We start from the raw sequence: 13159 nt of genomic DNA on the forward strand, positions 1-13159 counted from the left end.
TACCTTTTGGCAGCTCCTTCTTCTATGATGATTTTTTTAACATTTCCGCTACTGTAATTGCTGCTCCTTTTTTTGGCTCCTCCACAAACATATGTGTAACCGCACCTACAAAACGACCGTCTTGAATGATAGGACTGCCACTCATCCCCTGCAAAATCCCACCTGTTTTTTCAATGAGTTTTTTGTCAGTTACTATAAATTCAAGGCGTTCATTTTCGACCTTTATAATTTCAATTGAAAAAGTTTCCACCTTGCTGCCCTCGATCGCCGTATAGATAACAGCTTTCCCTGTTTTTATATCCTTTTCATGCATAATTTCAATTGCTTTAGGCAAACTTTGTTGATAACCGTCTTCCCAACGGCCAAAAATTCCATAAACTGTATTTTTATCTATACTCCCTAATCGATCATGATGTTTTTCAATGGAGGAAATTTTGTAGCCAGGTTGGCCAGGTATGCTTTTACGAATTTGTTGAATCGAAGCTAAAAAAATGGAGCCAGCATGGAAAATAGGGGCTTCTTGTAAAGTTGAATCAACAATTTGGTGGCCTAATGCTCCGTAATTTTTTGTCTCTGGATCAATGAATGTCAATGTTCCTACTCCATCTGTTTCATCTTTTAAAAAGGAAATAACATGTGCTGCTTCTTGTTCCTGTAACTCAAGTGTCACTTCTTTTCCTTCATTTTTTATCGTCCATTTCTGTTGTCCTTGCCGAGCAACAGCTTGTTTGGCATCTGCAAGCGTTTTTACAGTAATATCATTTATTTTTTCAATAACAGCGCCTCCTTTCATCCATTGATTGGAAGCTAATAGCACATCATGCGCTACAAATACATGCGATAACTGAAGTTGAATTCCAATTGCTTCACCCATCGGAATTAGCTTTTTCGCGGCAAAAGCCTTTACCGGCATGAATAATAAAACAATGAGCATAGGCAAAATGACAAATTGACGCCAACGACGATACATACGACACCTCCTTTTTATTTTTGTCTTTTTACTATGTGTTGTTGTGGCATTCTTATAAGCGGTAAATATTTGTGCAAAAAGAAAAAACCCAGAAACATCGAACTGTTTCTGGATTCTTTGCTATCTCATTTGTTTTTTTCGTTCATTAGCCATTTTTAGAAGCTCTGTTGCATGCTGCAATGTTAAATCTGTAATTTCCGCTCCTGACATCATGCGACTGACTTCTTCAATACGAGCATCTGTATCTATTTCAAGCAATGACGTAAATGTTCGATCATGCTCGACTTCTTTTTTAATAAAATAATGGTGATCGGCCATCGCAGCAACTTGTGGTAAATGCGAAATACATAAAACTTGAGAGTTAATGGATACCGCTGCTATTTTTTCTGCGATTGCTTGCGCCACACGACCACTTACACCTGTATCTACCTCATCAAAAATAATTGATGTTACGCCGTTAGAAGAAGAGAAAATCGTTTTAAGCGCAAGCATCATACGCGATAATTCTCCACCAGAAGCAATTTTCGGTAAAGATTTCGGTGGCTCGCCCACATTCGTAGAAATATAAAAAATTACTTGGTCTCTACCATTGGCATCAAAGTAAGGCAATTCATCAAAATTTACAATAAATTTAGCTTTTTCCATATGTAATTCACGTAGTTCGGCCATAATAGCCTCACTTAAATCATGAGCAGCTGCTTTTCGTACAGTATTTAGTTCTGCAGCAAGTTCGTGAAGGACTGCTTCCATTTCCAGTACTTTTCGTTCTTTTACTTGCAAAATTTCGTCTCGATTTAAAAGTTCATTTAGCTCAGTTTTAATTTTATCGTAATAGGCTAAAATCTCTTCGACAGTTGAGCCATATTTGCGCTTCAAATTTTGTAATAACGCTAAACGTTGCTCAACCTCATTTAAACGAGCTGGATCAAATTCTAATTCGTCCAAGACATTTTTAACCTGATAAGCAGCATCCTGTAACGCATAAAATGCAGTGGTGACAGATTCTGATGCCTCTTTAAATTGCTCGTCAACAGTCGCAGCATCCTCTAAGGCACCCATTGCATTGCCTATCCAATCAAGGCCTTTTGATTCACCTTGAATCGCTTCATATGCTGCACTGGATCGTTCGAAAATCTTATTGAAATTCATAAGACGGCGGCGTTCATCAAGAAGCTCATCTTCCTCGCCAAGCTTTAAATTAGCATCTTCCAGCTCTTTCATTTGGAATTGATACAAATCGATACGTTGCGCCATTAACTGTTCATCTATAGAAATTGAAGCTAATTCTTTTTTTAGTGACCGATATTCGTCATATTGGGAACTGTACAAATCTTGAATTGGTGTAAGTTGTTCCTCAGCGAAATGATCAAGTAGATTGATATGCTGTTTCTCATCCATAAGTTCTTGATTTTCATGCTGTCCATGAATATCGATAAGGCTAGACCCAATATCACGTAGTACAGATAATGGCACAAGTTTACCGTTTACTCGACAAACACTTTTTCCAGAATCATTTAAATCACGGCGCAAAATAATGGTATCTTCTTCAATTTCAATACCTGCCTCTTCAAGTTTCTTATGAACAGGATGCCCAAAACTTGAAATTTGAAATAAACCGCCTAATTCAGCTTTTTTAGCTCCATGACGAATAAATTCGGAATTCCCTCGGCCACCAGCAAGTAAATGCACTGCATCGATAATAATTGATTTTCCTGCACCTGTTTCACCTGTTAAAACAGTTAAACCATCTGAAAAACTAACTGTTAAATCCTCAATGATGGCAAAGTTTCGAATACTAAGCTCTCTTAACACAAAATGTCACCTCTGTATCAAATTACCCTGCTATTTTATAGCATATCTAATAAGCGATTTTTTGTATTTTCACGCTCATCTTCGTTACGACAAATAATTAAAATAGTATCGTCTCCAGAAATAGTACCTAAAATTTCAGGCCAATCTAAATGGTCAAGTAGTGACGCAATAGCATTGGCGTTACCTGGAAGAGCCTTCATTACTAAAAAGTGTGATGCACCGTCAATACTGACAAAAGCATCAGCTAACGCACGGTGTAATTTTTGTATAGGATTGAAACGTTGGTCTGCGGGCAAGCTATATTTATAGCGGCCATCCTGTAAAGGTACTTTGACAAGATGAAGTTCTTTAATATCTCGTGATACTGTTGCTTGTGTCACATTATAGCCTGCATCTTTTAAAAAATCGACTAAATCATCTTGTGTTTCAATTTCATGATTGGCAATAATATCCCGAATTCTTATATGCCTTTGTCCTTTGTTCATATCGGTCACCTCTTATAAATAGTTGGATATTTGTATATTTACACTACCATTTTAAACATAAAAGCACAAGAAAAAACACGGCTCTATAGACGAGCACGTGTTATTTTAGTGCACTATGGGCATCTTCAACGAGTGCATTAAAAGCTGTATATGCAGGAATTTCTTCATTACCAATAGGATTCACTAAATGGAATAAAAATTCAATATTTCCCTCGCCTCCTGTAATTGGAGAAAACGAAGCATCCTTAACAACAAAACCAACCTCTGTTGCCATTGCAGCTGTTTTTTCTAAAACTTCTAAATGTACTTTTTTATCTCGAACAATGCCTTTTTTACCGACATTTTCTTTCCCAGCTTCAAACTGAGGTTTTACCAATGCCATTACATTGCCACCAGGCATTAATAATGTTTTTAAGACAGGTAAAATAAGTGATAATGAAATAAAGCTGACATCAATCGTTGCAAATTCTGGTAAGCCCTCTGTTAAATCTGCCGCTGTCGTATAACGGAAATTTGTTTTTTCCATTACGGTTACACGTTCATCAGAACGGATTTTCCATGCTAGTTGGTTAGAACCAACATCCAGTGCATAGCAATGTCTTGCACCATTCTGTAATGCACAATCAGTAAATCCTCCTGTAGAGGAGCCAATATCGAGCATTAGCTTCCCCTCTACAGACATATCAAAAATTTGTAGCGCTTTTTCTAGCTTCAAGCCGCCACGACTAACATATTTTAAATCAGAGCCTTTTACTTGTAGTGGTGCATCTATAGCGATTTTTTCCCCCGCCTTATCAATACGAGTTTCATTAGAAAATACAAGCCCTGCCATAATAGAGCGCTTTGCTTTTTCTCGCGTTTCACATAGCCCACGCTCTACAAGTAAAATATCTACACGTTCTTTCGGATGTTTTGTCATTATTTATTCAAACCTACTTGCTGTTTTTGTTGAAGTAACACATGCATACGTGCCACTGTATCCTCAGCCGTCATATGAATTTCATCGAGAAGCTGATCTACATTTCCATGCTCAATAAAATGATCAGGGATACCCATACGATCGATTATTGCACTTAAATAACCATGGTCATGGGCAAATTCTAATACTCCGCTACCAAAACCACCTTGTAGAACTGCCTCTTCAATTGTCAATATTGGTTTACGGCTTGTTAATATACGGTGAAGCATATCTTCATCCATTGGTTTAATGAAACGAGCATTAACTACTTCTATCTCTACACCTTGCTGTGCTAAAATCGTCGCTGCTTCCATTGCCATAGGAATCGTCGTACCAAAGGTTAAAATCGTTGCATCCTTACCTTCACGTAACACTTCCCAGCTTCCAATTGGTAACGTCATAAGCTCATCATCTAACGGAACGCCTATACCATTACCTCGTGGATAACGTAACGCAATTGGACCGCCATCATAGTCAATGGCTGTTTTCACCATATGCTGACCTTCATTTTCATCTTTTGGCATCATAATTGTCATATTTGGTATATGACGAAGGAATGCAATATCAAATACGCCTTGATGTGTTTCACCGTCTGCACCAACTAAGCCTGCACGGTCAATACCAATAAAGACATTTAGGTTTGGACGTGCGATATCATGTAATACTTGGTCATATGCACGTTGAAGGAATGTTGAGTATATAGCTAAAAATGGCTTCATTTTTTGTGTTGCCAGACCTGCCGCCATCGTTGCTGCATGTTGTTCAGCGATCCCCACATCAAAGAAACGTTCTGGGAAATCCTTTTGGATACCTTGTAATTTCGAGCCAACTGGCATTGCAGGAGTAATTGTGACAACTCGTTTATCCTCATGGGCAATTTTACGAACAGTCTCAGCAATCAAACTACTCCAAGCTGGGCCTTTCGTCTCTGACTTAACAAAGGTACCGTTTTCAATTTTATAAGGTCCTGTCCCGTGCCAATTACCAATTGTATCATCTTCAGCAGGTTTATAACCTTTGCCTTTTTTCGTAATGACATGAACGAGCACTGGGCCTTTTACTTTTTTAGCTTGTGATAATGTTGTTTCAAGAGCGTCGAAATCATGTCCATCAATCGGACCTAGATATTTAAATCCTAGCTCCTCAAAGAACACTCCTGATACCACTAAATATTTTAAGCTATCCTTTAGGCGCTCAGCAGTTGTAGCAAGCTTACCACCTAACACTGGAATCTTATTAATGAGCGATTCCAATTCTTCTTTTGCTTTTGAATATTCCTTGGCTGTACGAAGACGTCCTAGTACATTGTGTAACGCTCCGACGTTTGGAGCGATTGACATTTCATTATCGTTTAAAATGACAATCATATTTGTTTTAGCATGGCCGATATGGTTTAATGCCTCCAGCGCCATACCGCCAGTTAAAGCTCCGTCTCCAATAATTGGTATCACGAAGTTCTTTTCTTTTTTAATATCACGCGCTGCTGCCATACCCATGGCTCCTGACAAAGATGTCGAGCTGTGACCTGTCTCCCACTCATCATGTTCACTCTCCACACGCTTTGGAAAACCACAAAGCCCATTGAACTGACGTAATGTGTCAAATTGACTCGCACGGCCTGTCAAAATTTTGTGCACGTAAGCTTGGTGGCCAACATCCCATAAAAACTTATCTTGTGGACTGTCAAACATTTTATGGAGCATAATAGTTAGCTCCACAACACCTAGGTTCGGTCCGATATGACCACCTGTGACAGAACATTTTTCGATTAAGAAGGTACGAATTTCTTTTGCAAGTCGCTCAAGACCCTTCTTATCTAAGCTTTTTAAAAAGGCTGGACTAGTTATCTTATTTAAATCCACCTTTCTCACACACCTTTTCAATAAATTATTCACCGTAATCGTGTTTCCACTATTATAACAGTGTTATTAATATGCTAAAAGTACGAACACTTTATTGTTTGCACATCGGCAAACGCCCTCACCTATTCTAGCATATTCTGTGCCTTTAACGCCTTGTTTTTCTCCTAGTTTTTACGATGAACAATATAGGCTGCAAACTCACGCAATAAGCTGGCATCTACTTGCAATTTATCTAGTGCGTTAATGGCATGCTGATAATGCTCAGTAAGCTTTTCTTTTGCCCCATCTAAAGATAACAGAGCTGGATATGTGCTTTTATCACTTGCTACATCTTTACCTGCAGTTTTACCTAGTTCTTCTGTTGTTCCTTCAATATCTAAAATATCATCTTGAATTTGAAAGGCAAGGCCGATATGATGTGCATATTCCTTTAAAGTTGCACGTTCTTCTTGCGTTACATCCGCTAACACTGCTCCTGCTTCAATACTAAATCGTAATAAAGCGCCCGTTTTATTAACATGGACATGCTCAAGCTCAGCTAAGTTTAGCTGACGCTTTTCACCGTCCATATCGAGTACTTGACCCCCGACCATACCTTCAGCACCAGCTGCTACACTTAACAAATTGACAAGTTCGATACGTTTTTCCGCTGATACATCCATGCGTGCTAAAATGCCAAACGCGAGTGTATTCAATGCATCGCCTGCAAGTGTCGCTAATGCCTCACCATAAACTTTATGATTTGTTGGCTTACCTCTACGGAAATCATCATTATCCATACTTGGTAAGTCATCATGAATTAACGAATACGTATGGATCATTTCAATGACTGATCCTACAGTTAAACCATCCTTTAAATTTTTATTGTATAGTTCAAGAACGGCCAATACGAAAAGAGGGCGAATACGTTTACCTCCAGCTTTTAATGAATAAAGCATTGATTCTTTTAAATTGGCTGGTGCATCAATTTTCTCAACAAGTGCAAACATTTCAGCCTCAACTTGTGGTAGGTTGTTTTCAATAAAATGTTTTAATTGCTCATTCATTTCTTAGTTCTCTCCCTTTAGTGGATCAAATGCTGTAGTCTCACCTGTCTCTTGGACTATAGAAATTAACTGCTCCTCAGCATGTTGCAGCTTGCTATGGCAAAATTGTGATAGCTCCATTCCTTGTTTATATAAATCAATCGCATTTTCTAGCGGCACATCACCTTGCTCTAGCTGACGGACAATTTCCTCTAGAGCCGTCATTGCTTCTGCGAAAGTTTGTTGTTTCTCTGCCACAATTATTCCCCCTCATTTTTTGGCAAGATCTTGACCACATCAGCAATAACCTTTCCATCATGGAAGGAAAGTGTTAACTGATCATGCGGCTTTACATCAGCTGCTGATTTTAACATTTGATTATCTTTATGAGCTACCGTAAAGCCCCTTGTTAAAATGGCAAGCGGATTCAATGCTTCTAAAGTTCTGACATTTGCCTCAAATTGCTGTTTTTGCTTCATCACATAATGCGTTGCAGCACGAGTTAATTGTTGGACGTGTGTTTCTAGCTCTCGTTGATGGAAAGTTAATGCCTTTTTCGGCGAGTGCTGCTCTACCGCACTATGTAATTGTTGAAATTGCGCTCTTTTCTTCATCAAATCGACTTGCATTGCTTTTTGTAATCCTATCTCAAGTTGTGCAAGTTTCTCAGTAAATGGTCGATATAGACGTTCTGGCATTGACAACGGATAAGATTGTTGGAGCTTATTTAGACGCTGCCGTTCTGCCATAAGTTGCGCTCTTACGATTTGATGGAGCTGCGATTTTTGTGTAAGCACCCGCTGAAATAAATCCTGTTGATCAGGTACAGCCATTTCAGCAGCTGCTGTTGGTGTCGGCGCGCGCAAATCAGCTACATAATCCGCTATCGTCGTATCGGTTTCATGTCCCACCGCACTAATAATAGGGATGCGGCTTCCAAAAATCGCTCGTGCGACAACTTCCTCATTAAATGCCCATAAATCCTCAATCGATCCACCGCCTCGTCCAACAATCAGTACATCGCAACTCGCGTCGATATTTGCTCGCTCAATATTGTGAACAATGTTTGGCGCTGCTTGTGCTCCTTGCACAAGGGTTGGATAAATAAAAATTTCAGCAAGTGGATAGCGTCTCTTTAATGTTGTACAGATATCCCGAATGGCTGCACCTGTCGTCGACGTTAAAACACCAATTTTTTCTGGAAACCTCGGAATCGGTTGTTTCCACTCAGGTTTAAAAAGCCCTTCTTTTTGTAACTGCTCTTTCAGCTGGTTAAAGGCAACAAACAAGCTACCAATTCCATCTGGTTGCATTTCCTGTACATATAATTGATATGTACCGTAGCCTTCGTAAACGTTTACATCCCCACGGATAAATACTTGCATACCTTCCTTAGGTTCAAACGCTAATTTTGTAGCTGCTGTTTTAAACATGGTAGCCGCAATACGTGCTCCATCATCCTTTAATGTAAAGTATATATGCCCTGATTGATGGATCTTGACATTGGATAGCTCTCCCTTTACATAGACTTCACGTAAATGCGGATCAGCATCAAATTTCCGTTTAATATATTTTGTTAATGCTTTTACAGTTAAATAAGAAGCAGATGACATTTTTCCGGCTCCTTTACTAAAATCAAGTTTTTCACAAAACTACACCTATCATAACATTTTTTATTGCGCCTGACGTGCCAAAATGCAGTTTCGTTAGAAAAAACGACTGTCTTTCATATTATTGAAAACCTTACTATAACATTTCTATATAATAGTTACCTCAATAAAGCTTCCATAAAATGATATGACTGCTTGTGCAAAATGTATCAGATTTACAAATTCTGAAATTTCACTATAACTTTCCTGCTAAGCGAGGGGTTGATTTCCGTTCCGACTGGGCGCTTTTATCGCTGCCGCTTCGCTTTCGCGCAGATAAAACATTTGCCGCTGCCGCTTCGCTTTCGCGCAGATAAAACATTTGTTGCTGTCGCTTCGCTTTCGCACAGATAAAACATTTGCCACTGATGTTGGTCACGAAGGCGTTATCACAGGACGTGATGGTTTTAGCCTTCGTTCCTCTATTGCTAATCCCCAGGGAGTCGCCCAGCCTCCACTCCAATCAACCATTTCTCTTAGTGTGTCTTTAGGTCGTCACTCTAATTTAGAATTCCTACCATTTCGTTTTTCAACATCAAGAAAACCTCACAACTAAATATAGTTATGAGGCTTTTTATATTAATAACTATGTTTAAGAACTCTGTTGATATTTGATAGGAACGAACTCAGATGGAAGAAACGAGTTCGAGGGGTTTATCATATTTAGAATGTAAAAAGCTTTCATAGTCGTTTGAAAGGCTGGATAAGTCGATTTAATGGCGTGGCGACGAAATACCTTGACCATTATTTAAGTTGCTTTCAATTTTTGCACCAAATCACCGTAATGATGATACAACAGTTAGCAAGATGATTGTTGAAAGTTGCTTGTTCTCAACGATTGTTACCTATGATAAACTCAGGCTATCAAAATTTTCCATTTTGGAAAATAATCAGGGGGAAAGAGGATGAATACAACTGAACTACCAAAAGTCAATTTAAGAGAATTAACACTTAATGATGTTGAAGACCGTTATCAATGGTGTCTTGATAAAGAAGTGATAAAGCACTTAAATATGCCAGAGAAATATCCACCTTTTAGTAGGGAAGAAACTGAAAGTTGGATTACAATGTGCATTACAAAAACAAATGGATATGAACAAAAAGCTATCGTTACAGAAGAAGGAAAGCATATAGGTTGGATAGATTTGAAGAACATCGACAAACTCAACAAACACGCAGAACTAGGGGTGGCAATAGGAGATAAAACCTATTGGGGTAAAGGCTTTGGATTATCTGCAATGAAAGAAATGCTTTTGTGGGGCTTTAATGAATTAGACCTTAACAAGATTTGGCTTAGAGTAGAAGTTGACAATGCAAAGGCAATTAAGTCTTATAAGAGAATTGGGTATGTTGAAGAAGGTATACTAAGACAGGACAGACTAAGAAATGGTGAATTTATTGATCGTTTAAGAATGAGTATTCTTAAACACGAGTTCGTCAGTTAACAAGAGCATAAATAGATTAAGGGAACTCCAACGATGTAGTTCCCTTCTAACAATATTCTTTAACATAGCTAAATTAATAAAATATTAATAAGAGAGTACCTACAAGAAAGCAATAATATGTAAAGTAGCTAAGCTTGCCACTTTTCATGATTCCCATAAACCAACGCATTGCAAAATAAGTCATAAATAATGTCACAATAAATGTCGACGTGTAAGGAATTACCAATGCATCTTTATTTGGCTCATTTAAAAAATCTGAAATTCCAAGGACAACTCCACCAAGACTTACAGGAATATAAAGCATGAAGGAGAATCGCAAAGCAGTTTCCTGCTTCATACCAACTGCAATGGCTGAAATAATGGTCGCTCCTGAACGGCTAATGCCAGGTGTTAAAGCTACAGCTTGACCAAGACCTACGATAATGGCGTCTTTTGCAGTCAAATCCGCATCCTTTTTCGTACCACGCATATTACGGATTAGCCATAGGGCAATACCTGTCACAAATAACATAAGTGCTATCGTAGTCATACTAACATTATCCGCAATAACATCCCTTAATAAAACACCTAAAACGCCTGCTGGAATAGAACCAATCACAATGAAAACGGCAAAACGGAAATCAGCTTTATAACGATTCTTTCCTGTTTTGAGATACAGGAAAAAGTTTGTAATGAGTCGGACAATATCCTCTCGATAAATATAGACAATAGCTAGTAAAGAAGCTGTGTTCGTTAAAATAGCAAAAGTAAAACCTTGCTCACCAAGACCAAGAATTTCGCTAGCAATCATAACATGTCCGCTCGATGATACAGGAATTGGCTCAGTAAATCCTTGTACAAGACCGATAATGATATGTTTGATTATAAGTATTAAATCTATGTTTTCCATAAAAACCTCCCTATTAATATGTATGACCAAAACGTTACATTAGACGTTAAAAAGGCAATGGAAAAGTTCATATAGAATACCTAAAAAGTAAAATAATGCAAAAAAGAGCTACCTCAATAAAAAAATTGAGATAGCTTTTTTGCAAACTAAAGAGTCATTCAAAATTATAACTTAACTGTATGTGCAAGCTTATTTTCTGCTGCTTGAACTGTATTGAATAGTAACATAGTAATTGTCATTGGTCCCACACCGCCTGGTACAGGTGTAATATGAGACGCAATACCATCGACCTCACTAAAGTTTACGTCACCGCAAAGCTTGTTGTTTTCATCACGATTAATTCCAACGTCTATAACAACTGCGCCTTCTTTAACGTGCTCCTTCGTAATAAAGTTTGCACGCCCAACTGCCGCAATTAATATATCTGCTTGTTTAGTGAATGAAGGTAAATTTGGTGTTTTGGAATGCGTGTATGTAACGGTTGCATCTTTTTGTAGTAGAAGCTGTCCCATTGGTTTTCCAACGATATGGCTACGCCCGACGATGACCGCATGCTTTCCTGCTATTTCAATTCCTGAATATTCAAGAAGCTTCATTACGCCAAACGGTGTACAAGGCAAAAATGTTTCTTGGCCAAGCATCATTTTCCCAACACTTACTGGTGAGAAGCCATCAACGTCTTTTTCCACAACAATTGCGGCAATAACAGTATCCTCATCAATATGTTTTGGGAGTGGTAATTGTACTAAAATACCATGAATATCTTCACGATTATTTAATAATTCAATTTGTGCTAACAATGCTTCCTGTGTAGTTTCTTCTGGTAGTTTAATTAGCTCAGAAAACATTCCAATGGCTTCACAAGATTTTTGCTTATTTCTCACATATGTAGCTGAGGCTTGGTTGTCTCCTACTAAAACAACCGCTAAGCCTGGTGTTAATCCTTGCTCTTTTAAACGCGTTACTCGCTCTGCTACTGAATTACGAATTTCTTGACCAATTTCTTTACCATTAATAATTGCACTTGACATAGACCTTAGTTACTCCTTCCAATTCAACACATGTTATTGTTCTGTAAATTTAGAAAGTACGCCATTAACAAATTTCGACGAACCATCGTCGCCAAATGTTTTGCATAACTCGATTGCTTCATTAAGTACTACTCTTTTTGGTGTTTCTGGCATGTATAAAATCTCGTATACAGCTAGACGTAAAACCGTTCTTTCAATTTTGGGTAAACGGGCAAGTGACCACTTTTCAAGATGCTGTTCTAAAGTAGCATCGATTTCCTCTAAATGTTCAACTGTTCCAGTAACAATCTTTTCGTAGAAAACATTTGTTGGTTGGCCTTTAATATGGCCCATTGCTTCTTCTACTGTTAGATCGGTATTGTCTAGCTGAAACAAAACTTGCAACGCTTTTTCGCGTGCCTCATGTCGTTTCATGTAAAGCTCTCCTTCTTAAGTGGCATTAAGGTTTATAATAGCATAAATTCGCACGAGAAACACGAATTCAAGCAAGTTTCAATAATCTGATACCTTTTTCAAGCAACTTTTTGCGTATTGTAACACCCTTCAATCAACTTTAAGAAATGAAATGTAGAAAAATAAAAATCCATCATTATTGGTTGAATAACAAGAATGTTATAATATAGGAAATTAAATTTCATCTTTTGAGGTGTTCTTTATGCATTATGAAGTTACATGTACAAGCTGTAAAAGAACATTCAAATTAAAAGGTGAGGAACAATATAAGCAATTCAAAGAACGTAAATCCCGCCTATTTTACTGGAAGAAATATAAAATTCGTTTCGATGCGATACGAAACAACAAAAACACATTGACTTCGGAGCATGCAAAGAAGTTTAAATTATTGTTCACTTTCTCTCCTACCTTAATAATTGTTGTGCCATCTTGTATAACTTCGAACTATTACTTCCAAACTTATAAAACACCGAAAAAATTAAAACAAATCTTTTGACCCTATAGTTACTATAGGGTTTATTGTAATACATGGGAATATTTTAGTAGATTTAGATTTATGTATCGTTAAAGACTGAAGGAG

General features: G+C 37.9%; 12 protein-coding genes and 1 pseudogene. 2 read left to right on the forward strand and 11 right to left on the reverse strand.

Annotation, left to right across the window (positions count from 1 at the left end; all coding sequences use genetic code 11):
* Positions 1 to 22 precede the first annotated feature (22 nt).
* The 8 genes from ACQKMV_RS16170 to xseA form a co-directional block, all read right to left on the reverse strand.
* Positions 23 to 970 (reverse strand): SpoIVB peptidase S55 domain-containing protein, encoded by a 948-nt coding sequence (locus ACQKMV_RS16170; RefSeq protein ID WP_427505191.1) that lies wholly within the window; start codon positions 968 to 970, stop codon positions 23 to 25.
* Positions 971 to 1090: 120 nt separating this feature from the next.
* Positions 1091 to 2782: a DNA repair protein RecN gene (gene recN, locus ACQKMV_RS16175; RefSeq protein WP_427505193.1), complete on the reverse strand. Its 1692-nt coding sequence runs from the start codon at positions 2780 to 2782 to the stop codon at positions 1091 to 1093.
* A 35-nt stretch (positions 2783 to 2817) separates the two neighbouring features.
* On the reverse strand, positions 2818 to 3267 hold the full coding sequence (gene ahrC, locus ACQKMV_RS16180; protein ID WP_053483721.1) for a transcriptional regulator AhrC/ArgR: 450 nt from the start codon (positions 3265 to 3267) through the stop codon (positions 2818 to 2820).
* 100 nt (positions 3268 to 3367) lie between these two features.
* Positions 3368 to 4186 carry a TlyA family RNA methyltransferase gene (locus ACQKMV_RS16185; protein WP_427505194.1) on the reverse strand — a complete coding sequence of 273 codons (819 nt, stop codon included), beginning with the start codon at positions 4184 to 4186 and terminating at the stop codon, positions 3368 to 3370.
* A complete protein-coding gene (gene dxs / locus ACQKMV_RS16190; RefSeq protein ID WP_427505196.1) occupies positions 4186 to 6087 on the reverse strand; it encodes a 1-deoxy-D-xylulose-5-phosphate synthase in 1902 nt (633 codons plus the stop codon). Before dxs ends, ACQKMV_RS16185 begins: the two co-directional genes overlap by 1 nt.
* A gap of 164 nt (positions 6088 to 6251) precedes the next feature.
* The gene (locus ACQKMV_RS16195; RefSeq protein WP_427505197.1) at positions 6252 to 7133 is read right to left on the reverse strand and encodes a polyprenyl synthetase family protein; all 882 of its coding nucleotides are present in this window, start codon (positions 7131 to 7133) and stop codon (positions 6252 to 6254) included.
* Between the two features lie 3 nt (positions 7134 to 7136).
* On the reverse strand, positions 7137 to 7370 hold the full coding sequence (xseB, locus tag ACQKMV_RS16200) for an exodeoxyribonuclease VII small subunit (RefSeq protein ID WP_053597070.1): 234 nt from the start codon (positions 7368 to 7370) through the stop codon (positions 7137 to 7139).
* Between the two features lie 2 nt (positions 7371 to 7372).
* Complete coding sequence (xseA, locus tag ACQKMV_RS16205; RefSeq protein ID WP_427505198.1) at positions 7373 to 8725, reverse strand: exodeoxyribonuclease VII large subunit; 1353 nt, start codon at positions 8723 to 8725, stop codon at positions 7373 to 7375.
* Between the two features lie 673 nt (positions 8726 to 9398).
* On the opposite strand from xseA, the pseudogene ACQKMV_RS16210 reads away from it, so the two are divergent.
* Positions 9399 to 9670: pseudogene (locus ACQKMV_RS16210) on the forward strand (IS1595 family transposase); the annotation flags it as partial.
* The gene (locus tag ACQKMV_RS16215) at positions 9667 to 10206 is read left to right on the forward strand and encodes a GNAT family N-acetyltransferase (protein ID WP_427505199.1); all 540 of its coding nucleotides are present in this window, start codon (positions 9667 to 9669) and stop codon (positions 10204 to 10206) included. The pseudogene ACQKMV_RS16210 and the gene ACQKMV_RS16215, both read left to right, overlap by 4 nt.
* A 73-nt stretch (positions 10207 to 10279) precedes the next feature.
* Here the strand turns inward: ACQKMV_RS16215 and ACQKMV_RS16220 are convergent, their stop codons facing one another.
* The 3 genes from ACQKMV_RS16220 to nusB all read right to left on the reverse strand — a co-directional run bounded on the left by ACQKMV_RS16220 (position 10280) and on the right by nusB (position 12540).
* Positions 10280 to 11095, reverse strand: coding sequence for an undecaprenyl-diphosphate phosphatase (locus ACQKMV_RS16220; protein WP_427505200.1), 816 nt, complete (start codon positions 11093 to 11095; stop codon positions 10280 to 10282).
* 164 nt (positions 11096 to 11259) lie between these two features.
* Positions 11260 to 12126, reverse strand: coding sequence for a bifunctional methylenetetrahydrofolate dehydrogenase/methenyltetrahydrofolate cyclohydrolase FolD (gene folD, locus ACQKMV_RS16225; RefSeq protein WP_427505201.1), 867 nt, complete (start codon positions 12124 to 12126; stop codon positions 11260 to 11262).
* 33 nt (positions 12127 to 12159) lie between these two features.
* On the reverse strand, positions 12160 to 12540 hold the full coding sequence (nusB, locus tag ACQKMV_RS16230) for a transcription antitermination factor NusB (protein ID WP_376074097.1): 381 nt from the start codon (positions 12538 to 12540) through the stop codon (positions 12160 to 12162).
* Positions 12541 to 13159 lie beyond the last annotated feature (619 nt).

Origin of the sequence: Lysinibacillus sp. NPDC094403, assembly GCF_050278745.1 — a bacterium.
Classification (GTDB): Bacteria; Bacillota; Bacilli; order Bacillales_A; family Planococcaceae; genus Lysinibacillus.

Bases quoted from the DNA above. Each gene is read 5' to 3' on its own strand.
- ACQKMV_RS16170 (WP_427505191.1), bottom strand. From the start codon at position 970: ATGTATCGTCGTTGGCGTCAATTTGTCATTTTGCCTATGCTCATTGTT.
- ahrC (WP_053483721.1), bottom strand. From the start codon at position 3,267: ATGAACAAAGGACAAAGGCATATAAGAATTCGGGATATTATTGCCAAT.
- ACQKMV_RS16185 (WP_427505194.1), bottom strand. From the start codon at position 4,186: ATGACAAAACATCCGAAAGAACGTGTAGATATTTTACTTGTAGAGCGT.
- ACQKMV_RS16195 (WP_427505197.1), bottom strand. From the start codon at position 7,133: ATGAATGAGCAATTAAAACATTTTATTGAAAACAACCTACCACAAGTT.
- xseA (WP_427505198.1), bottom strand. From the start codon at position 8,725: ATGTCATCTGCTTCTTATTTAACTGTAAAAGCATTAACAAAATATATT.
- ACQKMV_RS16215 (WP_427505199.1), top strand. From the start codon at position 9,667: ATGAATACAACTGAACTACCAAAAGTCAATTTAAGAGAATTAACACTT.
- ACQKMV_RS16220 (WP_427505200.1), bottom strand. From the start codon at position 11,095: ATGGAAAACATAGATTTAATACTTATAATCAAACATATCATTATCGGT.
- folD (WP_427505201.1), bottom strand. From the start codon at position 12,126: ATGTCAAGTGCAATTATTAATGGTAAAGAAATTGGTCAAGAAATTCGT.
- nusB (WP_376074097.1), bottom strand. From the start codon at position 12,540: ATGAAACGACATGAGGCACGCGAAAAAGCGTTGCAAGTTTTGTTTCAG.